Origin of the sequence: Hahella sp. HNIBRBA332 (assembly GCF_030719035.1) — a bacterium.
In the GTDB taxonomy this organism is placed as follows: Bacteria; Pseudomonadota; Gammaproteobacteria; order Pseudomonadales; family Oleiphilaceae; genus Hahella.
Map to the genome: position 1 here is coordinate 701,900 of NZ_CP132203.1, position 26,335 is coordinate 728,234.

The following is a 26,335-nucleotide window of genomic DNA, read 5'->3' on the forward strand; positions in this document are numbered from 1 at the left end:
CTGCGAAAATGGTCCGCCGCATCGGCGGCTGGACCCAAGCCCGGATCTGCAGACGGAATCTGCAGACCTCGGTAATAAAAGCCATCTCTCAGCTAAGGTTAAGGTAACTTATTCAGTTACCGGCTCTTCCAGAATTTGCTCTTCGCTTGCAGAGCCTGAAGCGGTGGCTTCACCCGTGTAGATGGAATATTCCTGTGGGCTGATAACGCCGTCTTTGTCGATGTCGACAGACGCCCAATTGTTAGTCAGCTCAGTGTTGCTGCTGGCTTCAGATTCATCAAGCACGCCATCCTGGTTAGCATCCAGAGCTGAGAATTGTTGCTCGGACGGCATTTTTTCAGAGGCTCCCATATCGCCTTCTGCATAGGCGGCGGAAGCGGCCAAAAATGATGACAGTGCAAGTGCGCTCAGTTTGTTCATGTTAATCACCTCTCTGTGATCCTGTGAAATCTTTATGTTGTCCGCAATGAACATTGTCCTTATCCAATGTTGGCCTTCGTACTCCTGTCGTAATCCCTGCCGATGCGGTTCCTCATGCGCTTTAGTGCGCTCACCGTAGAGTTTCCAATTTCGGCGCCAGAAAATAGAAGTTGTTATAAATCAAATGGTTGGATTCGTTCTGGGGAAGGGGAGGCCGGGAACGCTGTGTTGAAACGTCCCCGTTTTGCGACGCCTGGTTGCAGGCGGAGATAAGAAGTCTTATAAATCAAAAGCTTAAGCGTCCGTGATTTGCGACAGTGTAAATTCTGTGTTAGCAGACGCTTTGGGAAATGGCGCGGCTCGACTATTCCCAGCTATATAGCCAGCCGGAGGCCGTTAACTTGTCGCCATCAAAGGCGAATACCAGTTGGTCATGGGCGCCGCGCCAGTCGTATACCCATAGTGAACCTTGCGGTTTGCCTTTCCATTCAGTCATGCGAATCACAGTGTCGAAATGCTGATCGCCCGGTTGGTGGGTGCGGTCGGGGGCGCCCATCAGCTCGCGGGTGTGGGTGGCGTCAAGGCGTTCCGACGCGACTTTGGCGCCGAGAACCTGCATGACCTGATGCTTTTTGCCTTGCCACTTATCCACATCCTCATTCCATTGACCGCCGCTGAAGTGGCCTTTGATCTCGCGTAGTTCCCGATAAACGCCCGGGGCCTGAGCTTCAAGTCCGGGTAAGGGTTTACCAGTATTGGTGGGAGAGGCCTGCGCGCAGCCTGACAGAATAGCCGTTGCGGCGAACGGCGCTAAAAAATGCCCTAATTTGCGGCAAAATGATGTGATGTTTCGCATAAAGCGCCCCTTTTTGGCGAGTTTTCCCTGCGTGTTTTAGAGAACACAAGTCAGAGTTTTCGCGTCTCGGTACCGCCTTTGATATTGCGGATTGTACTTATATTTGTCAGGAATAAGCAGTAGCGCAACCTTTCTGGATTGACACTAAACAGCTTAGCTTCTACGTTAATCGAGGCTGTTTAACGCTGTTCAAATTTGAAGATTGGGAAATAGGCTTAATCTCTAAGGCCACTTTCGGCCTGGAAGGATTTTGACACATTATGCGTTTTAACAGCCTCAGTGGAACGTCGATTGCAGTAACGGACCGCGCCGCCCAAACCCGGGCGCTGATAATAATCAAATCGATCTCCCTACAAGGGAAAAATAAATCACCGGGAACTTGGATTCCAAGGAGAAATAACAATGAAAAAGAAAGCTAGCGGCTTATCTGTGGCCACTCTCATGGCGGGCGCTTTGGTAAGTTGTTCCGCACTGGCCGCCCCTGGACATGCCCACGACGCCTATCAACTGCTCGAACAGGAAAAAGCGTCGGACAACATTTATAAAGCCTATTTCCCTAATCAGGATATCGCTCGCAAAGCGGCGATCAGTTTTCACGCGCAGATGCTGGAGTCTCATTATGACGACGGCTATCTGGTCATGCAGTTGCAGCCGGAGGAAATGAAAAAGCTGGAGCAATTCGGCTTCACCTTCGAGACCGCGACGGATTTTATTGAACAACGCAACTCCATTCTTACCCAAATGCAGGGCTTGAGCAGCCTGGGCGTCTTTTCCGCGCAATCGGTCAACGGTTCCGTAGCGAGCTCGGAGGCTATGCTGGCGGGTATTCCCGGTTACCCCTGCTATGAAACCGTAGAAGAGACTTTCGCCGCGGCGGAGGGTTTCGCCAGCAGCCATCCTGAACTGGCTGAGTGGATCGACGTTGGCGACTCCTGGGAGAAAAAACAGGGACTCGGCGGCTTCGATATGCGGGTCCTGAAACTGACCAACAAAAACACCGGCGGCGACAAGCCCAAGCTGTTCATTAACAGCGCTATCCACGCCCGTGAATACACCACCGCGCCTTTGGCTCTGGAATTTGCGCGCTGGCTGGTCAATGGCTATGGAACCAACGCCGACGCCACCTGGATCATGGATAACCATGAAATACACTTGATGTTGCAAACCAACCCGGACGGACGCAAGAAAGCGGAAACCGGCTTATCCTGGAGAAAGAACGCCAACCGCAATTACTGCGGCTCCACCAGCAACAGTCGCGGCGCGGACTTGAACCGGAACTTCACATTCAGCTGGAACAGCACCAATGGCGAAGGCTCTAGCGGCAGCCAGTGTAATGATACCTATCGCGGCCCCAGCGCGGGTTCAGAGCCGGAAATCCAGGCCTTGGAAGGGTACGTGCGCAGCCTGTGGCCGGACCGTCGCGGCCCTGGTAAAAACGACCCGGCCCCTAGCGACACAAGCGGTATTCACCTGGACATTCACAGCTACAGCGAACTGGTGTTGTGGCCATGGGGCGACACCAATCAGGCGGCGCCCAATGGAACGGCGTTGCAGACACTGGGACGTAAATTCGCTTTCTTCAATGGCTACTCACCGCAACAGTCCATCGGTCTTTATCCCACCGACGGCACCAGCGATGGCGTCAGTTACGGCGAGCTGGGTGTAGCGGCGTACACCTTCGAGCTGGGCACGTCTTTCTTCCAGAGCTGCAGTACGTACGAGAGCAAGATCAAGCCGGACAACCTGAACGCATTGATCTACGCGGCGAAAGTCGTGCGCACGCCTTACATCACGCCAGCGGGTCCAGACGTCACCAGCCTGTCCTTGAGCGGCGGCGCTTCCAGCGGCGGTGTGGAGCCGGGTACGCAGGTGACTTTGACCGCATCCGTTACAGACACTCGCTTCAACAACAGTAACGGGACCGAGTCCACGCAAAACCTGACGGCGGCGGAATACTACGTTGATACCCCGCCCTGGGCCAACGGCGCCCAGGCCATCGCCCTGTCCGCTTCTGACGGTTCATACAACTCGAAGACGGAAGGCGTCACCGGCGTGATCGACACCACCGGCATGAGCGAAGGCAAGCATATCGTCTATGTGCGCGGCAAAGACGCCAGCGGCGCCTGGGGTGCGGTGAGCGCCGTGTTCCTGGTTATCGACAGCGATCCGACCATTCCGCCTGCGGAATACTGCGACGCAGCCAGCAACAGCTCGAATGACGAGTGGATCTCCAGCGTACAGGTTGGCGGCTTCCTGAAGTCTTCCGGCGCGTCCAAATACAGCGACTTTACTGAAGCCCAGGGCGGCGAAGTAGTGTCCCTGGTGAAAGGCGGCAATAGCGTCACCTTTACGCCTGCATTCTCCGGCCAGTCGTACAAGGAGTACTTCAAGGCGTGGGTCGATCTAAATGGCGACGGCGACTTTGACGACGCCGGTGAGGAAGTCTTCGACTCTGGATCAGCCTCTTCTTCGCCCGCCAGCGGTACGTTGACTATCCCGGCGAGCGCGTCCTTTGAGAAGACCACCATGCGTGTCGCAATGCGTTATAACGCGGCTCCAACTCCATGTGGAACCTTCAATTACGGGGAAGTGGAAGACTACACCGTATCCCTCGGCGATGGCGGCGAGCCGCCGACAGATCCAGACGCTTATGAGAATGACACCGACGTCAGCATCCCGGACAATAACGCCACTGGCGTCAGCAGCCCGATTGATGTGACTCGCAGCGGCGCTTCCGGCTCCGTGAGCGTAGCGGTGAAGATCAAGCACACCTATATCGGCGACTTGATCGTGGATCTGGTGCATCCGGATGGAACAGTCTATAACCTGCACAACCGCACTGGCGGTTCTACAGACGACATCGACCAGACCTACACTGTTGACGTGGGGGCGAAGGATTCCGCAGGAACCTGGAATCTGAAAGTACGTGACAGAGCCAACCGCGACACCGGCAACATCGACAAGTGGGGCATTACTTTCAAGTAAGTCTGCCTGACGTGCGCCATGGCGATGACGCTATCGGCATACTGAACTAGATTAAGGCCGTCCTTCGGGGCGGCCTTTTTTGTAGGGTTAATTTCTTTATAAAATTTTTATGTCCCGCGGGTATCGCAACAGGGCTTATGGGGCTAGAATTTTAATGCTTCCTGCGGCGCCGAAGTCGTTAAGGATAATCGATATTCAGGGAAGGTCCGCTGCGAACGGGAGAGTTCTTGTTCTTCATCACCGGCTTCGTTTGATTGTCGCCTTGTTCTTAACAGTAGCGCTGGCGGCCGTTGTGAAGTGTCCGGGCGCGTCGCGTTCGGGGTACGCTATCAATCGATACAGCCCGCCCTCGTGCGGTTAACAAGTTTGGGTGTCCTTCTTGTCGGCTGTCTAAGTCGGGCGGTGAAGGAGATCTTTCAATGGAAAACCCACAAAAAACACCCGTCTCTTCTTTCGTTGAACACAAGCTTTATAAAGTTTCCGGTATCGGCATTGCGACCTTTTTGGGGTCGGCATTGGCTGGCGGCATTCTGTTGGCGAAGAACTTTCGCAAGCTGGGCAAGGAGTCTCATGCCCGCAAGGCGATCGTTGGTTCGTTGGCGGCGACAATAGGCGTTATTATCGCCGCTCTGCTGGTTCCGGCGGAGTGGCATGTGCCCAAGCTGGTGTACTTCGCCCCGCAGATCATGGTGATGCTGCAGTTGGCGAATCTGTTTCAGGGCAAAGCCATCAGAGGGCACCGCGAAAGCGGCGGTGAGCTGGCGTCCAATTGGGCGGCCGCGGGCGTGGGCGTCACGGTGCTGCTAACCCTCGCCGTTTTAGCGGCTCCCGTCTTGTGGATGTTGCAATAGCGTAGGCTGAATACGCCTGGAGCCAATGCGTTCAGGCGGGCGTGGGCCTGCTTGAACGCATTCATCCGCTGTCAGCCCGCCTCGCGCTTGCGACGCGCGGTGACAGACTCGCCACCGATCCCCCAGTTGTCCGTCTCCACCTCATCAATGATCACGAAAGTGGTGGCGGGATTCTTGTTCAGCGTTTCCTGCAAGAGACGGGTAACGCCTTCGATCAATGCCGCTTTTTGCTCTGCGGTGGCGCCTTCGCGGGTGATTTTGATATTAACGTAGGGCATGCTGGCTCTCTCTTGTTGAGTTGGTTCGCGACTATTAATGGCCAGATGTATGGCAGGTAATAGTCAGGTGTATGACAGGGCCTGACGGCGTTCACTTTGCTCCACGCTTTTCAAGGCCAGCAGTAGCAATACCCCCAGCACCATTACAGCGGCGGCCAGATAAAGGCCGTCCGTATAACCGCCGCCTGTCGCCGCCAGCCTGCCGGTAAGGGCGGGGGAAAGAATCTGTGCGACGCCGTAGGTCAGGGTCATTTTGCCCATCATTTTGGCGGGGCGTGACGGGTAGAAACGTCCCGCCATCGTCAGCACCAAACTGACGATTCCCATAAACGTGGCCCCGAAAAGCGCGCCGCCAAGCAGCGCCATGGCGAGGCCGCCCTGTGTCGGCGCCAGTATGCTCAGAGCATGCAAGGCCGCCGCGATGATCAAAGCGTTGATGTCGCCGATGCGTCGCGCCAGTAAATCCCAAAGGATACAGGCGGGCGCGGCTGCGGCTCCTACAAGAAGAAATACAAAAGCGCCTTGCCCCTGTAAGGCCGGTTGCTGATCGACGATGGCGACTAAAAAGGTGGCGCTGACCACATACCCTACGCCAGCGCAAAAATAGGCGGCCATGAAAATACCCATATAAAGACGCGAGGGCGGTCGGTCTTGCATTGCGTCCTCATGTTGAGAACGGCTGGCGGCGGTGGGCGAGGGCAACCATAGCCAGGCGGGGATAGCGAACAGCAATCCGCATAGCGTCAACGCCACCCATTGCTCGCGCCAATCGAAGTGGGGAGTCATAAGATCCACGGCGAGAGAGCAACACAGTATACCCAGACCGACGCCGCTGAAATGAATGCCCAATTCGCTGCGGTGGCCGTTGCGGATAAGCCAGTGCATGATCAGGCCGGACCCGATCAACAAGCCTGCGGCGCTGCTCAATCCGGCGATGAAGCGCATGAACGCCCATACCCATACGTTGTCGCACAGCGCCATGCCGGCGGTGCTGATGAGGGCGATCAGTAAACCTGAGCGGTATAGCTTGTCTTTCAGCGTCAGGCTGCTGATAGAGGCGGCGATCAAGGCTCCGCACAAATATCCCAGATAATTTACGCTGGCCAGCCAGCCCCCTGCGAAAGCCGATAGTCCCGCCTGCTGTTGCATGATGGGCAGTAGCGGCGTGTAGGCGAAGCGCGCCACGCCTAACATCAGCATCAGACTGAGTATGCCCGCCGTCAGCACTTGTAAGCGTTGTAGTTGTGCGCTCATGGTTCACTTCCGGTTGTATCTCTGGGAGAGAAGATAAATAATGCAATCTATCAAAACAATCGAATAATAGAGAAGAAAATATTCTCTAATGGAGAATGGTTATGGAGTTAGTCGCGTTGCGCACCTTTCTCGCAGTGGTGGAGGAAGGCGGCATTCTCGCTGCGGCGAGTCGGCTCAATACGGTGCAATCCAATGTAACGACGCGTATTCGCCGCTTGGAGAAGGAACTGGAGGTACAGCTGTTCTTTCGCAAAGGACGTGGACTGGAGCTGGCGCCTGCTGGACGGGTGCTGCAAAAACACGCGCAAGAGATACTGCAAATGGCGCAACAGACTGCGGCCGCAGTGCGCTCTGCAGGCGAAGCTACTGGCGAGTTGCGCATCGGGACCATGGAGACTTTCGCTGCTGTCAGGCTTCCCTCCGCGCTGAAAAAAGTGCGCTCCCGGCATCCCGGGCTGGATCTGCAGGTACAGACAGCCACATCCGCGGATCTTATTGAACGCGTTCTGAGCCATAAGTTGGACTGCGCATTTATCGGCGGCCCCCTGGATCATCCGATGTTGATCGCGGAGCCTGTGTTGAGGGAAGAGCTGGTATTGGTGACGGCGAAAGGCGAGGGCGACCTGCAGGAGCCGCTGATTTTGTTTCGCGAAGGTTGCGTCTACCGCGCTCGCGCGCTGGCCTGGCAGCGGGAGTGTGGTCATCAGATTGCATCGGTCATGGAACTGGGGACGCTGGAAGGTATTCTGGGCTGTGTGGCGGTGGGGCTGGGATGCACGTTGATGCCGCGCAGGGTAGTGGAGCAATCTCCCTATGCGAGAGAACTGGCGGTCTCCGAATTGCCGGAGCATATCGCCCACACGCCTACGTTGATGATTCGCTATCGTGACATCCCATTACGGGGAGGCATGCAGACTTTGCGGGACGCCGTCGCCGGCCGGTTCCCGCCAACATAACGCCTGTGCTACTCCCCAGTCGGCTTTGTGATTATACTGTCACCGCATTCAGTAGTGAGTATTCAGCAGTCAGGAGCCATCAGTCCCATGACCGATTCGTCCGATAATCTTTCCTCTTCTTCTAGCCAGCCCAAAGGCGCCACTGGCCTAAAACGCATTATTCTGGCGACGGGTTATTCGATAAACGGGCTGCGAGCCGCTTGGCGAAATGAGTCCGCTATCCGTCAGGAAATGGTCGCCGCCTTGATTCTGATCCCTCTGGCGCTGTTTTTGTCCGTCACAATGGTGGAGAGAATATTGATGATCGGCAGCGTCTTGCTGGTGTTGATCGTGGAGTTGATCAACTCCGCCATTGAAGCTGTGGTCGACCGCATTGGCGCCGAGCGTCATGAGTTAAGCGGACGCGCCAAAGACATGGGCTCCGCAGCGGTGCTGGTGGCCTTGAGTCTGGCTATGTTCACCTGGATTGGCATTCTGATTTAAGTCTCTCGCCGCATGGGCGTTATGTTCATGCGGCCGTCTCGTTATAGTCTCCCGCAGTCCGCATTCTTCGCTTCTTCCTCTGTCTCTTCTGTCTCACCTCCTCCCCCTCGTCAGACGTCCTTTACTCGCTTTGATATTTCCTTGATGTTTTCTTGAGATTTGCTTGGCTCGTGGTTTTTTAAACTCTGCAGATAACTCTGATGAGCGTGCGTTATTTGCAGGAGGGGGAGTTGATTCGGGCCAAACTTATTAATCAGGAAGACAAATAGCTTCCTTCTATTTGTCTTCCTCGGCGCGCCGCCGCATCCATGCGCCTGGTTATTAACATGTCAATATCATTGCCGTGTCAATAACAAGCTACTGGGAGCGGGTACTTCAACGTGGCTTATGTCGTTGGCGGTGCCCGGATATTTGCTCTGCGCCTTCAATACGAAATTCTTCGCTACGGTTTTTCAATTGCGTGGCGATGAGGGCGTTGGTGGTATGAATTGACCACAGATGAATCCGGCGCCCGCGTCAAAGTCTGGTTTTGGGTCGCCTGAGTTCCAGGTTCTGCTGACCTCTCTAAACGATAAAACAGCTAAGCGCCGCCCGGTATGCCGGGGGCTTCCCTGGCTGTTTTGACGTTTCTATTCTTATCCTGAATACCCTGCTTACCCTCTTGTTGATTCCTCTCCAGACATCGCCTTTTTGTTGCTTTGATCTGTTCTGACGTCCAGGTCAATGGCGCCGGATTTTTACAATCTCTGCTTCTCCCTTGTGGATATTCTGAACCCATGACGACATGAGACCCAGTGCGGCGTTGAAGCTCAAGGGCCTCAAGCATGGCGTGGAAAACATGGGAGGAATTTCGACAATGAAACGGACTTGGGTATTGCTCGGAGGCGTTTTGGTGCTGGAGTGTCTGCAAACCGGGTTGCTCTGGACGCGGACTCAGGAAGCCAAGACCCAACCAGTACAGGCTATGGCGTACGAATCACCGCCAGTCGCAGTGACAGAGCCTTCTCCACAGTTCACCAGTGATGTGCATGCGTTGGAACTGCAGATCGCCAAACTGGGGCAGCTGTTGTCTCAACACAGGGAGTTCACCGCTCCCGCTGCGACGGTTACTCAGAGCCTGTCCGATAACGGTTCTACGGTGCAGGAAGAGCGACCCGTGCTCACTTATGACGAAAACTTTCAACGAGGGTTGTCTGTGGTGGAAGGCGCCGTATCGGCGGGCGCATGGGGACAGGAAGACAACCGCAGAATGTTCGAACTGAAACGGACCCTGACTCCGGCTCAGTACGACGCGCTGGTGGATGAAATATCCACGGCGATCAACCAGGGCGCGCTGACTATGCAGGCGCCCCCAATCTTGTAAGCAATCATAAAGGAATATCTGTATGAAAAAACTAGGCAAAGCATTAATGATGGCGGCGGTATGCTCAGTCGCATCAACAGCGATGGCTCAAACTAACGGAGCTGTGCAGGTCGGGGACTGGCTCAATAATGCTGTTATGTTGAGTGCTCAAATTGGAGAGCAGGCTGTGGAGAACAGCGGGCAAATTTCCGCTCATCGCTCGGGGACTTCTATTCACTTTTACGGACAGGACCCAAAGAGCAATAGAAGCTTCGCGTGCAATGTGAGTAAGGGTGACGACTTGTACGACACGGCTTACAACGCCCTTACCGATTTGCGCGAAGGAGGGAGGGTTATTATCCTCCGCCCTGGAAATAGCAATAAGTGCAGTGATTTCATTCTAACAGGCGTTTTCTTTAACTTTAATCAGTAATAGATGAGTTCAGCCCGGCCTCAGAGCTGGGCTTTTTATGTAAATCAGCGTAGAAGCACGAAATACTCACCTTGCAGTACGCCTTGCGTCGCACGCATATCCTCTACTGCGCCTGCCAGGTTTTTTTCCATTCAGATCCCTGCGCCGTTGCTTACAAGCGCTATTGGTTTGGCGATATGCGGAACTTGAAAAAACGGGATTCTGATTCACGCTATGTTAAAGGCTTGTAAGGGAGTCAGGACTGGCTAAATCCATCCACTTGGCATACCCTAGAAAACTGGCGCCAAATGTTGGCGAAAGGGGTTAAATTCCATATTTGGAATTGTTTTTACAAGGAAAGTTGCAAAAAATGAATGGTAAACGACGCGACTACGCGCCGGGCGTTATGGCGTCCGATATATCTCATCCGTTGTCTTCGTGTTATTCGCACGATATTCCTCCGTGTGATGCGGCGGACAAATCCACTGACGCTTTTGAATCCGCGCAAGCGCGTCAGCAGGAACATTATCTTCCCAACTGTTTATTTAGAACCATGATTCCCACCTCCCTAAAGACAGCCAGCACGTCTGAACCAGCGCAAGGCGATGATATTGAAGAGTGGTTGGATCATGTGGACCGTTTGATCTCAACGCCAGGGAAAAGCGTATGAGCTATAAAAGTCAGGATAAATAAAATGGAAAAAATGGATTATTTCAGAATGGACGCGACAGCGAAGGTCACTTTGGACTCGCTGAAGGAATTATACCTGCTGCCCCAGATAAGCCGATATCAACGGCTACAAACTGCTTACCCCTGTGAATCGCCGGTGGAGTACAACCTCTACGAAGGCGTCGCACGCTATGGCGATACGCGTCGGCGCATTCAGCTCATCGGCACCTATGCGACAGGCAGTCGCTCGTTTTGCTGGGCCTGGGCGAGCCCTAATCCACTGCCGGAAACAGTGATTCAGGCCAGCCTGCAATTGGTGGCCTGGGCGGAGGCCGCTAAAATAGAAAGCTGGGGCGTCATCAAAGGCGTCTGTGAACCCGTGGAGCCTGTGGTGGTGTCTTCCATCGCGGCGGGCGTATTGAATCATGACTATGTCTTCGATGTATGGGAATTCACGGAAACGCTGCATGGCTGCGTCTTAGTGGAGCACTCCGACGACCTGCCCAAATTGGGGTTGCATGCTATCTGTCGGGTGCTGCAAACGGCGTTGCGGCGCCTCTCCGCACGCCAGAAAACACCAGTCCTGGAGTATCTGCGTCAGGAAGGGTTCAAGCTGCGTGAGGAGGGCTCTTTCTGCTATGGCTCCAGGTTTGACGGCGAACTCACGCTAACCTTTGACGAGCGGGGCGGCGTGCGCCAGATTACACCCAGCCATTGAATTCTTGGCGTAAGGCGGCCGCTTAGGATCCAACTATCCTCTTCTTCGGGTAACGAAGCCTTCACGAAGTTTTAACAGTGTTTCATTAGCATTGTCTCGCTTTGGCGGCTTCACCATTAAACAAAAACCGAAGAAGAGGAACCCAGAGTGCCTGACTATAACAGACGACAATTTCTGTCACTCATGGCGGCAGGGACCGCCACGCCGTTCTTGCTTACTTTCAGTGCGGATAAAGCGCTGGCCGGACTGAGCCGCGCCGCTTATCCAGATAAAGCACCCTTACCGCTCAACCGAACCGACCCCTCCGCTGTATTTGACCTGTCCGTCGCCTCCGGCGATCCCACCGCCAGCGGCGTCATGCTGTGGACTCATATTCGTTCCGGGCAATATGATCCCAGCGAAAGCCTGACGTTCCAGGTAGCGGTTGATCCTGGGTTCACCCTGCTGGCGTTGGAAGGCAAAGTGCGAGGCGAGCAGTTCGGCGCGGACCGGGACCATACCGTCAGGATCGACCTGGATGGCCAGTTGGATGCTGACAGCTATTACTACTACCGTTTTCAGTACCGGGGCGTATTCAGCCGTACGGGACGGTGTCGCACGGCGGCGGCCGTGGGGCAGTCTGTGGACAGCGTCAAATTCGCGTTGTTGACCTGTCAGGATTACACCAATGGATACTACGGCGCTTTGAACTGCGTCGCTGACGATAACAGCATTGATTACGTGGCCCACCTGGGGGACTTTATTTACGAGAGCGTCGGCGATCCCCGCTACCAGGACCTTCCCTTCGAGGACCGTAAAATAGAGCTGCCCAGCGGCTTCCCGGTGGCGATGAATCTGGAGGACTATCGCTTTCTACACCGCACCTATCGGAGTGATCCTTTTCTGCAAAAAGCGATGGAGAACCATACCTGGATCATCGCCACTGATGACCATGAAACTTGTAACGATTGCTATTGGGATTACGAACAGGACACGCTGGGATGCCCGGACCACCCCTATAGCACTGATCCGCAATTCGGTGATAACGCCGATTTGAAACGCCAGCTTAAACTCGATTCACAACGGGCCTGGGCGGAATATATTCCTGCGCGTATCGACATCGACGAGGGCCGCGCCCATCCGCATTTGTATACGCGTATCTATCGGCAATTCCGGTTTGGCGATCTGGTGAATCTGAACATGCTGGACACGCGTACATACCGAACGCCTCATCCATGCGGCGAAGAGGCGTTTCTGGGGCGTTACGTTCCCTTTGGCTGTGGCAATCTGAATAATCCTGAGCAGAGCATGATGGGGGAGACCCAGCGGGAATGGCTGATCAATTCCATGTCGGGCTCAACAGCGCGTTGGAATATGCTGGGCAACCAAACCTACATGGGGCGTTTGGGCATTGACCTGGGTGAAAAGGCTAAGCTGCCATTCAACGTTGACGCCTGGGACGGATATGACGCTGAGCGGATATGGCTGATGAACGAGGTGCAGTCCAACTCAATCGAAAATCTCGTCGTGGTGACTGGGGACTTACACACTTATATGGCTTCTCAAGTGAAGAAGAATTACGCGGATCTGAATCCGTTTAACTTCTCTAATCAGGTTGGCGTTGAATTCATGACGCCCTCGCTGACGTCCGCAGGCCTGTTTGATGTGCTGTTGGCGCAGGCGCCGGACGACGAAGTGAGAGACTTTCTGCTGAATGCGACCAGCGAGGGCGCTGTACGCCTGACCAACCCGCATATTCGCATGTTCAACAGCAAAGACCATGGCTATTCGACGATTGAATACACCGATGGCTACTGCGAGTGGGTGGCCTACAAGGTTAACAAAAACCTCAATAGCGGCGAGCAGCAGCGCAAAGCGCTGGCGCGTTATCGTAAATACGAAGCCTGGCCCTGGATGACGCAAAAGTCGGTGCAAGGCTACTAGGCACAGATAAATTTACTTTGTTTTGCATATTTTTTAGCCTGTTTTCTTCATGGAAAACGGGCTTTTTGCGTCTAACTGCTAATATTTAAATATACGTGACTATCAAACCATGGAGGTGTGAATGGTCGTTAACCCTTCCTAACAACGCCAGACCTTTAGGTCGGGAGACGCTTATGTTCGCCAACATGAAGCTCCGTACGAAGCTGGCCGCAACTGGCGTTGCGTTGCTGCTTCCCCTGATTTGGGTAACCTATCTTCTGTCCGATGAAATGGACATCCGCATCAATTTCGGCGCGCAGGAAATCCTCGGCGTTGAATATCTCAATCCATTGCAAAACCTATTGGATCTGGCGGGTGAATATAAAGTCGCCGTCGCCGCCAATAGCAGTGTGACGCAAATCGTCTCGCGGATTGAGAAAGCCATGTCCGCTCTGGAGAAAGAGCAGCAACGTTCCGGCGCAGCGCTTAAAACGGCGGAGCAATATGCGAACCTGCAAAAAGCCTGGGGCCAGGCGCGCGCCAAGCCGGGCGTAGAGGAAGCGGACGCACTGATCGCCGCCACCCGGGAGCTGATCGCCAGGGCGGGCGATACCTCCAACCTGATTCTCGACCCGGATTTGGATACCTACTACGTGATGGATGCGCTGTTGCTGAAACTTCCCAATAGTCTGGATTTATTGGCGCAGATGCGAGAGTTCGGGATTGGATTGATGAATAGCGGTTCGATGAGCGCAGATGATAAAACCCGTATGGTTGTGTTGTCTGGACTGCTGCAGTCGGATCTGGACGGCGTGAACTACGACAGCAAAGTAGCCTACGAAAACAATGTGGTGGGAGACATGCCCAAATCTGTTGGAAAAGCGGTGGATAGCTATACCCAGGCTATTGGCAATTTTCTTGGCTTCGTGGAAAAAAACATTACTGGTCGTAGCCTCAATGTTGACGTAAATGGCTTCAAATCTGCAGCGCAGCGCGCGGTGGAAGGCAATATGGCGCTTTTTCAAGAAGCTTCGCCTGCGTTGAAAGACATGTTGCAACGTCGTATTGATGGGTTCTCATCTCATAAGTTTGGGCTGTTGGCGGGAGTGATTCTGTTTGAACTGCTGGCGATTGCTTTTAGCGTCATGACAGTGCGTCGGATATTGAATCAATTGGGCGGCGAACCGGAATACGCTGCGGATATCGTGCGGGCTATCGCCGCAGGCGATCTGACCCGGGAAGTGAAGATCAACGACGGCGATGCGACGAGTTTGCTCGCAGGCATTCGCAATATGCAGAAAGCACTGCACGATCTGATCGGCAAAGTCAGCGACAGCGCAAGCAAGATCCTGTCTTTCTCCGCGGAAATTACCCAGACTACGGAAGCCATCGTCACCAGCTCCAGCCGTCAGAGTCATGCTACTGCGACCATGAGTTCTGCGGTGCAGGAAGTCGCCGCGAGTCTGCATGAAATGGTGGCCAGCGCCGGTGAGGCGCGATCGTTGTCGCTGGAGTCCAATCAACGCTCCAGCGAAGGCAAGGATATCGTTGAACAAGTGTCCGAGGACATTCGCCGACTCTGCGATTTTGTGGGGGACTCCGCCAAGTCGGTACAGAGCCTGGGGCAGCAGTCAGAGCAGATTTACTCCATCGTCAATGTCATCAAGGGCATCGCCGAGCAGACCAATCTGCTGGCGTTGAACGCCGCCATCGAAGCCGCCCGGGCGGGAGAGCAGGGGCGTGGATTCGCCGTGGTGGCGGACGAAGTGCGCAACCTGGCTGCGCGCACCGCATCGTCGACAGTGGAGATTACCGATATGATCGAGCGCATCAAAGATGATACTCTGGCTGTCGTCAAGCGTATGGATTCCGGGGTGGAGGAAGCCTCCCGCAGCGCCGGACGCGTGACCTTGACGGTGGACACTATCGCCGCCATCAGCGACCTGTCGGAAAGTGTCAACCGCTCTGTGACGGAAATATCCACGGCTCTCGAACAACAGGCTCAGGCCAACGAACTGCTCAGCGAAAATGTGGATGAAATCGCGCAACTGGCCGAGCAGAATCACGGCAGCGTCGAGAAGACCGCCGACAATCTGAGTGAACTGAAAGCCTTGGCGGATACACTGGAAACCGCCATCGCCAGCTTCAAGGTATGACGGCGCTAGCGCCGTCATCATCCGTTAAAACGCCTTAATTCGCATAAATGTTAGAAACCCTGACTGCAGAAGCCTAAAATAAGGACTGGTTGTCAGCTTAAGGATGTGCATGGAACTTTTTAAACGTCTTCCCCCAAATACCGCTGGTATAGACTTTTTTGTGGGAGATATTCACGGTCACTACAGTGAATTGATGAAAGCCCTGGAGGCGATAGATTTCAAGTTCGATCAAGATCGGCTAATCAGCGTCGGCGATCTGATTGATCGCGGCGAAGAGAACGAACGCTGCATAGAGCTACTGCATGAGCCCTGGTTTCACGCCTGTCTGGGCAATCATGAATGGATGATGATTGGCGCCTTCGTATATGAAGATCGATATGATCTCAGCCTGCAACGCGGTAATGGCGGCGAATGGCTGGATAATCATGATACTGATCAATTGACTGAATGGGCGCATTTGCTGCAACACTCCTGTCCGCTGGCGATAGAAGTTCCCGGCAAAGGCGACAGGCTGATTGGCGTCACCCACAACGATGTGATCAACAGCGACTGGACCTTTATGGCGTCGGCGCAACGAGGCGATATTGACGAATGCGTGTGGAGCCGGACGCGTTTTGCGTCGGCGCTGACGAATCCCGCATTGGCGGAGCCTATCAAAAATATCGACGCAGTGGTGTCCGGCCATAATTCTCATACGGGCATACTGCTTGCCGGCAACCAGCTCTACATCGACACCCTATGGAAGAGCGGCCAGCTAACCCTCCTGTCAGCAATGGAAGTCTTAGCGGTCGCGGCGCGCGGTAAGGTTTCCGCCTAGTCTCGGTTATTGACCCTGCATTAAATCTGTTTGTTTTTTGAGCTAAACTTGTGTTTGCGGCTACTACAGCCGCTCGCATGAGCGTAATAAGCAAAAAAGGAATTTGCATATGAAAAACAGACTGTATTTGGTATTCACCGCTACTATTCTGATCCTCCTCCTCGGCTCTACGCCGGTTGTTCTTGCTGATGTCCTTAAAAATGGCGAAACGCTTGAAAATCTGTCCGGCGATAGGGGCGGCGAAGCGTTCTACACCATTGACGTCGCAGAAAAATCACTCAGTCTGGTTGTGGAAATCTGGGGCGGTCAAGGCGACGCTGACATGTATGTCGCTTTCAATCGCGAGCCCAACAAATCCGACTTCGACTGCCGGCCTTATGAATGGGGCAATAAAGAGACTTGCACCTTCAAGCCGCCGGAGCAGGGAACCTACCACATCATGTTGCACGGCTATGATCAATATTCGGGTCTTTCTCTGAAAGCCACGTACGTGCCGGATAGCGGCGGCGATCCCGATCCGGATCCGAAATGCGCCGATGGCGGGGAAGGGCCGTCAGATGTGCAACTGGAACTGCTGACCGCTCACAATAAGGCCCGCAGCCAGGGGCGCAGTTGCGGCGGCGTCTATTACGACGCAGCGCCTGCCTTGACTTGGAATTGCAAACTCGGCAAGGCCGCCACCAAGCATACAAAAGACATGGTGGATAATAACTTCTTCAGTCATACCGGGTCTGACGGCTCCAGCGTCGGCGACAGAGTGAGAGCGCAAGGTTATGAGTACCGCACGGTCGGCGAGAATATCGCGGCTGGGTATTCTTCTGTCGAGCAGGTCATGGACGGATGGCTGAAAAGCCCAGGACACTGCGCCAACATAATGAGAAGCAGTTATACAGAGCTTGGGGCTGAAAAAATCAGCACCTCCACCGCGGACTACCCGCATTATTGGACCTCCGTCTTTGGCGCACAGTAGCCCGCCAGACTCTTAAGCTAAACAGACCGCAGCCGCCGCTGCGGTCTTTGTTGGCGATCAGGGCTCCGTCAGGAGGGGATGGCGTCCAGATTCAACGTGGTATCGAATTTATGCCTCTGCATGGAGATCAGGGTGCGGAACTTGCGCATATTGGGCTCCGCATACAGTACTTCATTACAGAACTTATCGTAGGCGGTCATATTGGGCACTGTCACCACTAAGACGAAGTCCACCTCTCCAGTGACTTGGTAACACTGCTTGACCTCCCTGGCGGCGGTCGCTCTCTTAAGGAACTGCTGATACAGATCCAGACGATCTCGCTCCATCACTACTTCCACCACCATATGCAGACAAGCGCCGAAGGCGTCCGGGTCAAGAATCGCCACCTGCTTCTGAATATAGCCTTCCTCACGCAGCTTTTTCACGCGCTTGAGACAGGCGGGCGGCGACAGCCCAACGTTTTCCGCCAGGTCGAGATTGGTTTGGCTGCAATCGTTCTGCAGTAGCGAGAGGATTTTCTTATCAATACGATCTAGCGGCATGAGTTAATAAAATTAAATAAATTGATAAACAAACGAATTATATGAAAAGAAGCCGGCGAAAGAGAGGAAATAATTAAATATCTAACTCTTAAAATAGCAGGCACTAATGTGCTTCAAGGGAAATGTCATGTCCGCCTCACACTCTGGCAGTAGCTGGTTTGCGCGTTTAAAGCAGGAATCAGTCGAGCTGGCGAAAAGTATCTTCAAAGTCTATTGGACCCTGATCAAAGTCACGGTTCCTGCTCTGGTGGCGGTGAAACTGTTGGATATGGCCGGAGGAACCCAGTTGCTGGCCTGGATATTGTCTCCCGTTATGACTCTGGTAGGGCTGCCGGAGTCTATGGGCGTGGTCTGGTCCACGGTGTTGCTCACCAATATCTACACCGGTATGGCGTTGTTAGTGGATATTACCGCGCAGGATCCATTGACGGTGGCGCAAGTGTCCGTACTGGGCGCGATGATGTTGGTGGGGCATGCGTTACCGGTTGAAGGCGCTGTCGCCAAGAGTGCAGGCGTCAGCTGGCGCGCCACTCTGGCTATTCGAGTGGGCGGCGGCCTGGCGCTTGGCGCCTTGTTGCATCTTTTTTACAGTGCGACAGGTTTGCTGCAGCAACCCGCGCATTTCTTGTGGCGTCCGGCTGAGGGACCTGCGGATATGTGGTTGGTGGCGCAAATCAAAACCCTGATCGGCATATTTTTCATTATTGTCATACTGCTTACTTTCTTGCGCATTCTTCGGTGGTTGGGCGTGGAGAAGTGGATGCACGCATTATTGTTTCCGGTGCTGCGCGTGTTGGGAATCGGACGTGAAGCGGCGAACGTGACCGTCATAGGCGTCACTTTGGGATTAAGCTTTGGCGCAGGGTTATTGATAGAAGAGGCCCGCTCGGGCCGTCTCACACGTCGGGATATTTTTCTGACTATCGGTTTCCTGGGACTCTGTCACAGCCTGATTGAAGACACGCTGGTGATCATGTTGCTCGGTGCGGATATGTCCGCGATTTTGTGGGGGCGCTTGTTATTCGCATTGGTCGTGATCGGCGTTTTGGCGAGGCTGCCAGCGCTAAATCGACGTCTGCGGGAAGCGGCGGCGTAATCTGTCTGCACGGCGTGCGTCATATTCTGGTCTATGCTCAATCAATAGCCGGCTCGACACACGCCGGCTTTTGTTTCCAAGGAGCACAGGAGAATACGAATGAGCGCCATCCCCATGTATTTCCCTCCCGCGCCTTTCCATATGGAAGACGCGCGAATTTGCGCCACCCTGGTGAATACCGCCTACGACATGTACGACCAATGGGTGGATCAGAAAAAGCCCCATAAAGATCATTTCAAGTGGACCCCGAAAGGGCCGGCGATGAATTATAGCCAGCCCATTTGGGGGGCCGAAACCATGCTGTGGATTTTCAAAACCTCGGAGCCTTTCGCCTTTGTCTCCTGGACGGATGCGGGAGATGTCTATCTGATGTTTCGCGGCACGGAGTCTCTGGACGACTGGATTGACGATGCAGAAGCCGGACAGAGTCCTTATCCGCAGGTGTTTGGCTATGGCAAAGCCCATGACGGCTTTCTCAAGCTCTACGGCACGATGAATCAGGCTATTCTGGAGGTGTTACAGCAAGTAAATAATCCCAAGAGCCTTTTGATTGGAGGGCATAGCCTCGGCTCATCTCTCTCGACACTGGCGACGCCGGATATTATCAATCACTCTGGCTATAAGCCCGGCGTCGTGAATGTCCGGCATTACAATCTTGCCAGCCCGCGCGTGGGCGATCCTGAGTTTGTAAATGCTTACAACCAATGCGGCGTGCCCACTTATCGCATCGTTAATACCACGGACTTAGTGCCAGAAGTGCCTCCAGGCGTATTGGATCGAGATCTCTACGAGCATGTCGGCATCCCTGTCGATTTCACCGCACAATACGGATCGCTGGCGGGTAATCATAGCGCCTCAGATTGCTACAGTTACGCGCTGAACCACCCCGACAAACCGCAGTCAGACTAACTAACGAAATTAGTCATATAACTCATAAAAGCGGGCGGCGCTGATGGCGAAGGTTAACAGCCCGTCCGCTTCATAAAGTCGGTGGTGGTGAGTTGGCGTCATGCCGATTTTCTGCAGTATGGCGACCGAGGCCAGGTTATCCTCTTTCGCAACGCCAAAAACCTGATCGAACTCCTCCCGCCCCAGCGCATACTCAATACAGGCGATCGCAGCCTCCTTGGCGAACCCTTGCCCTGCATGGGCGCGTGCGACGCCGTAACGTAAATCGAAGCAACCGGGGCAGGAGCTCTCTTCGACTCCCACATAACCCACATACTCCGTACTGGACTTGCAAATGATCATGAAAGAGCCAAATCCACGCTGCCAATGCTCCACCCGGTTGCGTACGTAGCCTGCAATCTGCTCTGGAGAATAAGGACCTTCGTTAGGCAGAAAACGAGTCGATACAGGGCAGGCAAGGAAGTCTTTGAAGAACGGCAAGTCCGTGGATTCAATCGGGCGCAGAATTAATCTCGAAGTCTCAATCATCGTTACAGCGGGCGTCTCTTCTTAAAAAGGTCGCTATTAAAGGCGATTTTGCGAAAAAAGGGAATTAAATCAATGGCCTTTTAATGGAGGTGAGATTTATGTGCTGGTGTTGCTTGATGTGAGTCGTCAGGTGGGAGCAGAGGCTTAACATGCGCTATTGCAATTTCAGTTTGACGATGAGCGAAGTTTTATAGGGAGGTTGGTCCTATGGCAGGAGCGTAAATAGGGTGTTGTTGGGATGTTATATTGGGCGTTATCTTTATAATTAGTAGTTATAAGTTTTCTGGTTAACTATAATCCGCCTCGAACAGATTAGGGTTTTGCATTCCTAATTGGAGTTTTGACGGTATTTGTAATTGTTTATCGCTTTAGACGAAAAAGGATGTGTTTATATCTTTTTATCCTTATTTTTAAGGAGAGGCGCAGGCATTTTCAGGTTAACGCTTTGTTAAATATATTTATCTTGCGGCCCCTGTGAGCCAAGCCTTTCTGAGTGTGATGTAGTCCAGATCAAGCGAAGGTTTTATGCCTTCGGGAAATATCTACATAACTCTCTGTAGCTTTTAATTAGCATTGGATACTCCGAAGTTCCTAGTCCGAAAATACATGCTTAGATTGCACTTTATATGCAATTTAACTCGTTGACAGGAAACAGGTATTCGTTTGAAATAGCAATCCTGACAGCAAAGTTGTAATTTACGGGTATTGCTGAAAATTGGACAGAATGGCGCTATTTTTTCCGATTGTATTTGCAGTTAGTCGGTGAAAATGCCGGTTGAAAGGAGATCCGGTTGCTCGATATGGACGCCTTAACGCTGTCGTTATTTTAGCCAAGTGCGCTTTTTATAAAAACACAACACGGATGACAGATACTATGAAATCTGCTCTTTTGACATTATTCTCAGTAATATCGTTGAACGCTTCGGCGTCCTACGTTGATATCAAGAACCATTGGGGTATGCCCTGGCCGGAATCGACCAGTGTTACTTTGGACTACGATATAGTCATTGATGACTTACCTGATGACAAAAACGTCTTTATTTATGAAACGGCTTTCAATTTTGACTATTTGTCTAGGGATGGAACATGGAAAAGTCTGCTGGATGACCCGTATCCGCTGCAGTTTCCTAGCCCTTGGGATAGCTTGAAAGAAAACGGTGTTTACCATTACTCCTTCGAAATCAGAGATCTGTTAACAGATTATCTGGATAGCACGGATGGATTGGGGATGATTAGGGTAACATCTGTCTTTTCAGAGATGTTGTTCCACGACGATAGTTGTGCGCCTATGCCTGAACCCGGCAGCGATAAGCCTGAATGTACGCCGGATCAGTATAAAGAAGCAAAATTGTACGGAGACAAAGGCTATTATATTTTCGTTGATGAGCCTTCTCTGGTTGGTCTATTAGGTTTAGGCCTTGTGTCAATGGTGGCAGTGCGCCGTAAGAAAGAAAAGGCTTAGTTCTCTGTCAGAGTGGGGCGCACATAGCCCCACTCTCAAGCCTTTTAAGTTTCAGTCTCGTCTCAACAGCGGCTATTCGTCGTTCCTTTTTTCTATCTGTCTCTCCTCCTGTTTATCTCTCCTTAAATAAAAATTACCCCATGCTTGTATTGGTTGGTTGTTTTTTGTTCTACACTTCATGGTAAGGGACCGGAACCGAGTAAAGCGTAATTGGATGGCTTAGTTGTCGAAAACGCAGGCAGTAATCCGGGAGACAGTATGCTCACAATTGCTATGATTCTGTTTTTGTTGTTGTTTTTAGGGGTCTATGCACTAATCCGAAGATCTCCAGAAAGATGTGAAGGGTGTGGGAAGGAGTCCTTAACAAAGCCATGTGGAAGCTTTGATCTATGCGAGCAATGCGAGCAAAAATGGGATGTTGCTCGAATGGCTGTCAGCTACACCGTTGCTCCTGTCTCTAGATCAGTAAAAAAGAGAAAAAGTCACATCTAGGTCCATTTGATTGATATCTGGGTTTTTCTACATATATCTCATGAAAGCCGCGATTACCTCCTTGTCCTTTTCTCATCAGTGCCTATTGGATACAAAACAACGCCGTAACTGAACTGATTGTCACGCCATTGTATAAATAATGGTCACTTTATCTGATCATTATTCGGGAGTGGCGCATGGCGGGTGATTTAAACCAGAAGGTTTGGTGGGAAAGACGCAAGTTGACGGCGGGCGTTAAGATGGCGTTAGCGCTTGGCGCTGCACCTGCTGTAGCGCAAGCGGGTGTGGTGGTGCTTGAGCCGGTTGCGGATACGGTCTTGCAGGAACAGCTAGCTGATTCCAGCCAGGGCGGCAGTCCCTATCTTTCTTTATCTCCAGAAGCCAATGTTCAGCGTGCGCTGGTTAAATTTGACCTCTCTTCTTTGGCGGATTACGCCGGTAGCATCACTTCGGTCAAGCTGGCTTTGAATGTCGACTTTAACGGCAATGATTGGGCTGGAGGCGGTTCGTTGATCGATCTGCATCGTGCGCAGGAGGATTGGAGCGAGAGTGAGGCGACGTGGCGTTGCGCCAGCGCTTTGGTTTGCGGTTGGGACGGCGGAGGCTTCAGCGCTGCCGCCACTGATAGCGTCGATGTTCAGAACATTAATAGTGGTTCTGTGCAGTTTGACGTGACGACGGACGTTGCCCAAATGCTGGCGACAGGGTCCAACTATGGCTGGGCGTTAAAGAAACGTCGGGAAGACAAAGACGGCGGTATAAGTTTCAGTTCCAAAGAAGGCGCAATAGCGCCGAGGCTGATTGTGACAATCAGTGGAGGCGTAGACCTGCCCCCGACGATAGAAATATCTGCGCCTACATTTCCGATTCTTATAGATTCCGACCCCACTTCTTTTGTCATTCACTACTCAGATGACGTTGGCGTCGATTTGAGTTCGTTAGTGGTGACGTTGGATGGCGTTGACCTGGCGACGTGCTCTGCAGCCCGTAATATGGCGACTTGCACCTATTCTGGTTTGACTGAAGGCGTGCACTTGTTGCAGGCGGGGATTCTGGATAACTCAGGCAACGCCGCCAATTATGCGGTGACCCAGGCCAGCTTTTTATATCTGAAAGAGCTTGGCGGAGGCGGCGTCGCTTCAAAATGGCATACAGGATCAGGTGCGCCTTCTGCATCATTGGGCGTGGAAAGCGATCTGTATTTGGATAAGAGTAATGGCGACGTCTACGAAAAGCTAAGTGCGGGATGGTCATTGGCGCTAAATATTAAAGGACCGCAGGGCGTTGCAGGTCCGGCCGGCCCGCAAGGGGCGCAAGGTGAGACCGGCCTAACAGGACCACAGGGGCCGCAAGGCGAGACAGGGCCTCAAGGTCCCCAAGGTATTGCTGGACCAGTAGGTCCTCAGGGGGCAGCTGGACCTGCTGGAGTTCAAGGGTCGCAGGGAGAGCAGGGTGAAGTCGGTCCTCAGGGACCACAAGGCTTGCGAGGTGAAACTGGAGCGCAAGGACCCCAAGGAGTCACTGGGCCGGTAGGACCACAAGGTCCCCAGGGGGATGCTGGACCTGCTGGCCCCCAAGGCGAAGTGGGTCCGGCCGGTCCACAGGGGCCTCAAGGTGAAAAAGGTGAGCCTGGGTCAGCCGGAATCGCCTCCAATGTATTTGCCGGGCTTATTAACCTGGATGCGTCAGGGAGTTCAGCGATCCCCAGCGGCTGGGCATTAAACGAGGTCAGCGATGGGCAGTTCGAGTTGACACACAACCTGAATACTGAGTCCGTCTCCTTTGTCGCCACGATGCAAGCATCGATTGGGGGAACCGGCGACGCGATTACTATCAACCAGCTAACGCCTGATAGCGTTACTTTCAGTCATGTTGACTCCTCTGGCGCGTTAGTGACCGGAAATAGTTCAGGTTTGAGCGCTCACTTTATTATCGTCGCACATTCAAGCATAGCGCCGGTTCCTGTCGGCGGAGGCGTCTCATGTAATGCAATTCTGTCGACAAACCCTGGCGCCGCCAGCGGCATGTACGCTATTGACCCCGATAGTGATGGGCCGTTGACGTCGTTTGACGCATACTGTGATATGGAAACTAACGGTGGCGGTTGGACTTTGGTGGCTCATCTAACCGATGGCATGTCTGGTATACCTGTTGTTGACAGTCTATCTTCGTCGGACATAGGGGTCGTTAATTCAGGCGCATGGAGCCAACTGCACGACAATATGAGCGTTGGTATGATGTTTATTGATGAATATGGCAGAGTTTCAACCATAAGTAAGGAAAAACTTGAATCAGGTAACTGCTTGCCGCTACAAGATGCAGGTAGTCTGAGTGAAAAGAGTGACTACAATCCTTCATTTAAAGCCGCCACGATTTGGCACAATGAAGAAGTTGATTGTAATCACGCGGGTTCAGACTACTCAATGATAGTGATTCCTAATCCAAACTACTCTGGAAACACAAATGCTGGTGCGGCGCTTTATCAGCACTCAAGTGTGAAGTTTGATGTATGGCCATACTCATCTGGCGTGTCTTATAACGAGCAAAATGAGCTTTTCTACTTCATAAAATAATATGCCTTCAGCTTAAGTACGTACCGCCCTGGGCTTTATAAAGTCCAGGGCATCCATTGCTGAATCTATAATTTATGAGAGTTTCATATGCAACAAAGGAAAAGGCTTACCCATCCCGTCGGTGGGGGAGCGTCCGACAATACAAAAACCGAAGCGTTCATAAAAGCCCACAGCCTGTGGGTTTTGTTCATTTACATCGACCTTAATGGCTTGTAGCTCATCAATCGCATGTCGCAACAAACATCCGCCTACACCTGTTCCGCGAGCTTCAGCGGCGACGAAGAGCATCTCGATATTTCTATCCGCGACGCCCACAAAGCCTAGTATTTTTCCCTCCACATTCTTGAGGGATCTCAGATTTACCGCCTCCAGGTAGTCATTCAGTATCAGCGGCTTGAAGAACTGAATATCTTCCTCTGATAAAAAGTCATGGGTGGCCCTTACGGAGGATTCCCAGACATCGACGATTTCCGGGTATTCGTGAGCTTCGACCTGACAGAGTTGCAGTGTTGAAGAAGGTAGGCGGGAAGTTTCAGGCATAGGTATAACTCCGTTTAGTGAGCATGAAAGATACTGACTTTAATGATGTTTTTCAAATCATTAGAGGGAGTTTCAAGGGGAACGAGAAATCATTGCAATAAGTGGATAATAAGTAAGCTATGACCCCGATCTTTGCGCCGGTCAGGTTGTATAGCGACCTTTCGGTATCATGCGTCGGGTGATTTGAGTCTTTTCGAGAGGTGAGTAACTCAGGGCTCGCTTGCATCAAGCTTATCTTCAGAGTCGAGATGTAATAGATTGCATTTAGCTCGACGAAGATATTTGTCTATAGTTCTGGTAGATACCTGCCTTTGTTCAAACTGCTCAAGGAGTTGCTCCAGTACATAGGTAATTCTTTCTTCATCTTCAGGAGCCAAGTCCATGCCTATAATGGTGCTTTGAATTGTCCATCTAAAATCCGAAAAGCAATCCATTGTGCAATTATTGCATGTGTTCTCTATATCCATGATGTTATCTAAAAGCTCAATGGTGTCGGACAATGCTTTTTGACTAAGACGGCGTTTGACGATTTTATCGCGGCTGCTCTTTGCTAAGTTTTCAATAATATAGTCGCATACCTGCGACAGACGAGTCAGGTCATCCAATTTACTGTCATCCAGCAGGGTTAGACAGATAGCGAAATAAGGGTAATTAATGAGAGTTTTATTATTAAATCGTATGATTCTGTCTCTCTGCAGCGTCAAGTGGGTGATTATTTTCGCCTGCAAGTCAGTGATGAAGCCATCATGAGAGAAAAGGTAGTGTTGCTCTGGCCAGTTAACCAGGAAGCAATACTCGAAATCATAGCAAGCAAGCGCCTCTTGAATATGTGCGCCAACGCTTAATGGCGCGCTCTCATGACTGCATCTTTCAAACAGAGCGATAATATTGCCTAAAGAGCTATTAGACCGCATTTGATCCATTAAAAGGTGAGACAGCTCTCTATTGGCTTCTTCAAGGTCTGTATATTTTTTCTCCAGTTCGGAGAGCTTGTCAGTGTTTTGCTTTCTCTTTTTTTTGTTTATGACTGGCGCCTCGTGATTATCTAAGGAAGATGATTTATTGCTTGGTGTAAATAAGTGGAGCATAAACGTAGTACCTTATTTCAACGGATAAACAGGGCG

24 protein-coding genes are annotated in these 26,335 nt (G+C 52.4%); 16 read left to right on the top strand and 8 right to left on the bottom strand.

Annotation, left to right across the window (positions count from 1 at the left end; all coding sequences use genetic code 11):
• Positions 1 to 108: 108 nt before the first annotated feature.
• Together O5O45_RS03405 and O5O45_RS03410 are read right to left on the bottom strand one after the other, a co-directional pair.
• Positions 109 to 420: an EH domain-containing protein gene (locus O5O45_RS03405; RefSeq protein WP_305903879.1), complete on the bottom strand. Its 312-nt coding sequence runs from the start codon at positions 418 to 420 to the stop codon at positions 109 to 111.
• A 364-nt stretch (positions 421 to 784) separates the two neighbouring features.
• Positions 785 to 1,276, bottom strand: coding sequence for a hypothetical protein (locus O5O45_RS03410; RefSeq protein ID WP_305903880.1), 492 nt, complete (start codon positions 1,274 to 1,276; stop codon positions 785 to 787).
• Positions 1,277 to 1,678: 402 nt separating this feature from the next.
• Here O5O45_RS03410 and O5O45_RS03415 point away from each other — a divergent pair, with 402 nt between their 5' ends.
• Both O5O45_RS03415 and O5O45_RS03420 read left to right on the top strand, forming a co-directional pair.
• Positions 1,679 to 4,261 carry a M14 family zinc carboxypeptidase gene (locus tag O5O45_RS03415; protein ID WP_305903881.1) on the top strand — a complete coding sequence of 861 codons (2,583 nt, stop codon included), beginning with the start codon at positions 1,679 to 1,681 and terminating at the stop codon, positions 4,259 to 4,261.
• Between the two features lie 419 nt (positions 4,262 to 4,680).
• A complete protein-coding gene (locus O5O45_RS03420; RefSeq protein ID WP_216737206.1) occupies positions 4,681 to 5,112 on the top strand; it encodes a hypothetical protein in 432 nt (143 codons plus the stop codon).
• 71 nt (positions 5,113 to 5,183) lie between these two features.
• Here the strand turns inward: O5O45_RS03420 and O5O45_RS03425 are convergent, their stop codons facing one another.
• Together O5O45_RS03425 and O5O45_RS03430 are read right to left on the bottom strand one after the other, a co-directional pair.
• The gene (locus O5O45_RS03425; RefSeq protein WP_216737205.1) at positions 5,184 to 5,390 is read right to left on the bottom strand and encodes a tautomerase family protein; all 207 of its coding nucleotides are present in this window, start codon (positions 5,388 to 5,390) and stop codon (positions 5,184 to 5,186) included.
• Between the two features lie 63 nt (positions 5,391 to 5,453).
• Entirely contained in the window at positions 5,454 to 6,644 is a 1,191-nt protein-coding gene (locus O5O45_RS03430) for a YbfB/YjiJ family MFS transporter (protein ID WP_305903882.1), read from the bottom strand.
• A gap of 101 nt (positions 6,645 to 6,745) precedes the next feature.
• Between O5O45_RS03430 and O5O45_RS03435 the strand changes: the two genes are divergently transcribed.
• From O5O45_RS03435 to O5O45_RS03480, 10 genes are all read left to right on the top strand, one after another.
• Complete coding sequence (locus O5O45_RS03435; protein WP_305903883.1) at positions 6,746 to 7,600, top strand: LysR family transcriptional regulator; 855 nt, start codon at positions 6,746 to 6,748, stop codon at positions 7,598 to 7,600.
• An 87-nt stretch (positions 7,601 to 7,687) separates the two neighbouring features.
• Positions 7,688 to 8,083: a diacylglycerol kinase gene (locus O5O45_RS03440; protein WP_305903884.1), complete on the top strand. Its 396-nt coding sequence runs from the start codon at positions 7,688 to 7,690 to the stop codon at positions 8,081 to 8,083.
• 856 nt (positions 8,084 to 8,939) lie between these two features.
• Positions 8,940 to 9,446: a hypothetical protein gene (locus O5O45_RS03445; RefSeq protein WP_305903885.1), complete on the top strand. Its 507-nt coding sequence runs from the start codon at positions 8,940 to 8,942 to the stop codon at positions 9,444 to 9,446.
• Between the two features lie 22 nt (positions 9,447 to 9,468).
• Positions 9,469 to 9,858 (top strand): hypothetical protein, encoded by a 390-nt coding sequence (locus O5O45_RS03450; RefSeq protein WP_305903886.1) that lies wholly within the window; start codon positions 9,469 to 9,471, stop codon positions 9,856 to 9,858.
• A 349-nt stretch (positions 9,859 to 10,207) separates the two neighbouring features.
• Positions 10,208 to 10,507 carry a hypothetical protein gene (locus tag O5O45_RS03455; protein WP_305903887.1) on the top strand — a complete coding sequence of 100 codons (300 nt, stop codon included), beginning with the start codon at positions 10,208 to 10,210 and terminating at the stop codon, positions 10,505 to 10,507.
• 24 nt (positions 10,508 to 10,531) lie between these two features.
• Complete coding sequence (locus O5O45_RS03460; protein WP_305903888.1) at positions 10,532 to 11,224, top strand: DUF6882 domain-containing protein; 693 nt, start codon at positions 10,532 to 10,534, stop codon at positions 11,222 to 11,224.
• Between the two features lie 147 nt (positions 11,225 to 11,371).
• A complete protein-coding gene (locus O5O45_RS03465) occupies positions 11,372 to 13,147 on the top strand; it encodes an alkaline phosphatase D family protein (RefSeq protein ID WP_305903889.1) in 1,776 nt (591 codons plus the stop codon).
• A gap of 173 nt (positions 13,148 to 13,320) precedes the next feature.
• The gene (locus tag O5O45_RS03470; protein WP_305903890.1) at positions 13,321 to 15,282 is read left to right on the top strand and encodes a methyl-accepting chemotaxis protein; all 1,962 of its coding nucleotides are present in this window, start codon (positions 13,321 to 13,323) and stop codon (positions 15,280 to 15,282) included.
• 109 nt (positions 15,283 to 15,391) lie between these two features.
• Positions 15,392 to 16,099, top strand: a complete 708-nt coding sequence (locus O5O45_RS03475; protein WP_305903891.1) for a metallophosphoesterase — start codon at positions 15,392 to 15,394, stop codon at positions 16,097 to 16,099.
• Positions 16,100 to 16,208: 109 nt separating this feature from the next.
• Positions 16,209 to 17,069 carry a CAP domain-containing protein gene (locus O5O45_RS03480; protein WP_305903892.1) on the top strand — a complete coding sequence of 287 codons (861 nt, stop codon included), beginning with the start codon at positions 16,209 to 16,211 and terminating at the stop codon, positions 17,067 to 17,069.
• A gap of 68 nt (positions 17,070 to 17,137) precedes the next feature.
• On the opposite strand, the gene O5O45_RS03485 is transcribed toward O5O45_RS03480, so the two are convergent.
• On the bottom strand, positions 17,138 to 17,611 hold the full coding sequence (locus tag O5O45_RS03485) for an Lrp/AsnC family transcriptional regulator (protein ID WP_305903893.1): 474 nt from the start codon (positions 17,609 to 17,611) through the stop codon (positions 17,138 to 17,140).
• 127 nt (positions 17,612 to 17,738) lie between these two features.
• Here O5O45_RS03485 and O5O45_RS03490 point away from each other — a divergent pair, with 127 nt between their 5' ends.
• Positions 17,739 to 18,707: a hypothetical protein gene (locus O5O45_RS03490; RefSeq protein WP_305903894.1), complete on the top strand. Its 969-nt coding sequence runs from the start codon at positions 17,739 to 17,741 to the stop codon at positions 18,705 to 18,707.
• A 99-nt stretch (positions 18,708 to 18,806) separates the two neighbouring features.
• The gene (locus tag O5O45_RS03495; protein ID WP_305903895.1) at positions 18,807 to 19,616 is read left to right on the top strand and encodes a lipase family protein; all 810 of its coding nucleotides are present in this window, start codon (positions 18,807 to 18,809) and stop codon (positions 19,614 to 19,616) included.
• Between the two features lie 9 nt (positions 19,617 to 19,625).
• Here O5O45_RS03495 and O5O45_RS03500 read toward each other — a convergent pair whose 3' ends face one another.
• Positions 19,626 to 20,144: a GNAT family N-acetyltransferase gene (locus tag O5O45_RS03500; RefSeq protein WP_305903896.1), complete on the bottom strand. Its 519-nt coding sequence runs from the start codon at positions 20,142 to 20,144 to the stop codon at positions 19,626 to 19,628.
• 874 nt (positions 20,145 to 21,018) lie between these two features.
• Between O5O45_RS03500 and O5O45_RS03505 the strand changes: the two genes are divergently transcribed.
• Entirely contained in the window at positions 21,019 to 21,606 is a 588-nt protein-coding gene (locus O5O45_RS03505; RefSeq protein WP_305903897.1) for a PEP-CTERM sorting domain-containing protein, read from the top strand.
• A gap of 668 nt (positions 21,607 to 22,274) precedes the next feature.
• Positions 22,275 to 24,671 carry a DNRLRE domain-containing protein gene (locus O5O45_RS03510; RefSeq protein WP_305903898.1) on the top strand — a complete coding sequence of 799 codons (2,397 nt, stop codon included), beginning with the start codon at positions 22,275 to 22,277 and terminating at the stop codon, positions 24,669 to 24,671.
• A 72-nt stretch (positions 24,672 to 24,743) separates the two neighbouring features.
• Here O5O45_RS03510 and O5O45_RS03515 read toward each other — a convergent pair whose 3' ends face one another.
• Positions 24,744 to 25,211, bottom strand: coding sequence for a GNAT family N-acetyltransferase (locus tag O5O45_RS03515; RefSeq protein WP_305903899.1), 468 nt, complete (start codon positions 25,209 to 25,211; stop codon positions 24,744 to 24,746).
• Between the two features lie 209 nt (positions 25,212 to 25,420).
• Positions 25,421 to 26,299, bottom strand: a complete 879-nt coding sequence (locus O5O45_RS03520; protein WP_305903900.1) for a hypothetical protein — start codon at positions 26,297 to 26,299, stop codon at positions 25,421 to 25,423.
• Between the last annotated feature and the right edge of the window lie 36 nt (positions 26,300 to 26,335).

Coding starts and splice junctions, on each gene's coding strand:
- O5O45_RS03405 (WP_305903879.1), bottom strand. CDS start 420: ATGAACAAACTGAGCGCACTTGCACTGTCATCATTTTTGGCCGCTTCC.
- O5O45_RS03410 (WP_305903880.1), bottom strand. CDS start 1,276: ATGCGAAACATCACATCATTTTGCCGCAAATTAGGGCATTTTTTAGCG.
- O5O45_RS03415 (WP_305903881.1), top strand. CDS start 1,679: ATGAAAAAGAAAGCTAGCGGCTTATCTGTGGCCACTCTCATGGCGGGC.
- O5O45_RS03420 (WP_216737206.1), top strand. CDS start 4,681: ATGGAAAACCCACAAAAAACACCCGTCTCTTCTTTCGTTGAACACAAG.
- O5O45_RS03425 (WP_216737205.1), bottom strand. CDS start 5,390: ATGCCCTACGTTAATATCAAAATCACCCGCGAAGGCGCCACCGCAGAG.
- O5O45_RS03430 (WP_305903882.1), bottom strand. CDS start 6,644: ATGAGCGCACAACTACAACGCTTACAAGTGCTGACGGCGGGCATACTC.
- O5O45_RS03435 (WP_305903883.1), top strand. CDS start 6,746: ATGGAGTTAGTCGCGTTGCGCACCTTTCTCGCAGTGGTGGAGGAAGGC.
- O5O45_RS03440 (WP_305903884.1), top strand. CDS start 7,688: ATGACCGATTCGTCCGATAATCTTTCCTCTTCTTCTAGCCAGCCCAAA.
- O5O45_RS03445 (WP_305903885.1), top strand. CDS start 8,940: ATGAAACGGACTTGGGTATTGCTCGGAGGCGTTTTGGTGCTGGAGTGT.
- O5O45_RS03450 (WP_305903886.1), top strand. CDS start 9,469: ATGAAAAAACTAGGCAAAGCATTAATGATGGCGGCGGTATGCTCAGTC.
- O5O45_RS03455 (WP_305903887.1), top strand. CDS start 10,208: ATGAATGGTAAACGACGCGACTACGCGCCGGGCGTTATGGCGTCCGAT.
- O5O45_RS03460 (WP_305903888.1), top strand. CDS start 10,532: ATGGAAAAAATGGATTATTTCAGAATGGACGCGACAGCGAAGGTCACT.
- O5O45_RS03470 (WP_305903890.1), top strand. CDS start 13,321: ATGTTCGCCAACATGAAGCTCCGTACGAAGCTGGCCGCAACTGGCGTT.
- O5O45_RS03475 (WP_305903891.1), top strand. CDS start 15,392: ATGGAACTTTTTAAACGTCTTCCCCCAAATACCGCTGGTATAGACTTT.
- O5O45_RS03480 (WP_305903892.1), top strand. CDS start 16,209: ATGAAAAACAGACTGTATTTGGTATTCACCGCTACTATTCTGATCCTC.
- O5O45_RS03485 (WP_305903893.1), bottom strand. CDS start 17,611: ATGCCGCTAGATCGTATTGATAAGAAAATCCTCTCGCTACTGCAGAAC.
- O5O45_RS03490 (WP_305903894.1), top strand. CDS start 17,739: ATGTCCGCCTCACACTCTGGCAGTAGCTGGTTTGCGCGTTTAAAGCAG.
- O5O45_RS03495 (WP_305903895.1), top strand. CDS start 18,807: ATGAGCGCCATCCCCATGTATTTCCCTCCCGCGCCTTTCCATATGGAA.
- O5O45_RS03500 (WP_305903896.1), bottom strand. CDS start 20,144: ATGATTGAGACTTCGAGATTAATTCTGCGCCCGATTGAATCCACGGAC.
- O5O45_RS03505 (WP_305903897.1), top strand. CDS start 21,019: ATGAAATCTGCTCTTTTGACATTATTCTCAGTAATATCGTTGAACGCT.
- O5O45_RS03510 (WP_305903898.1), top strand. CDS start 22,275: ATGGCGGGTGATTTAAACCAGAAGGTTTGGTGGGAAAGACGCAAGTTG.
- O5O45_RS03515 (WP_305903899.1), bottom strand. CDS start 25,211: ATGCCTGAAACTTCCCGCCTACCTTCTTCAACACTGCAACTCTGTCAG.
- O5O45_RS03520 (WP_305903900.1), bottom strand. CDS start 26,299: ATGCTCCACTTATTTACACCAAGCAATAAATCATCTTCCTTAGATAAT.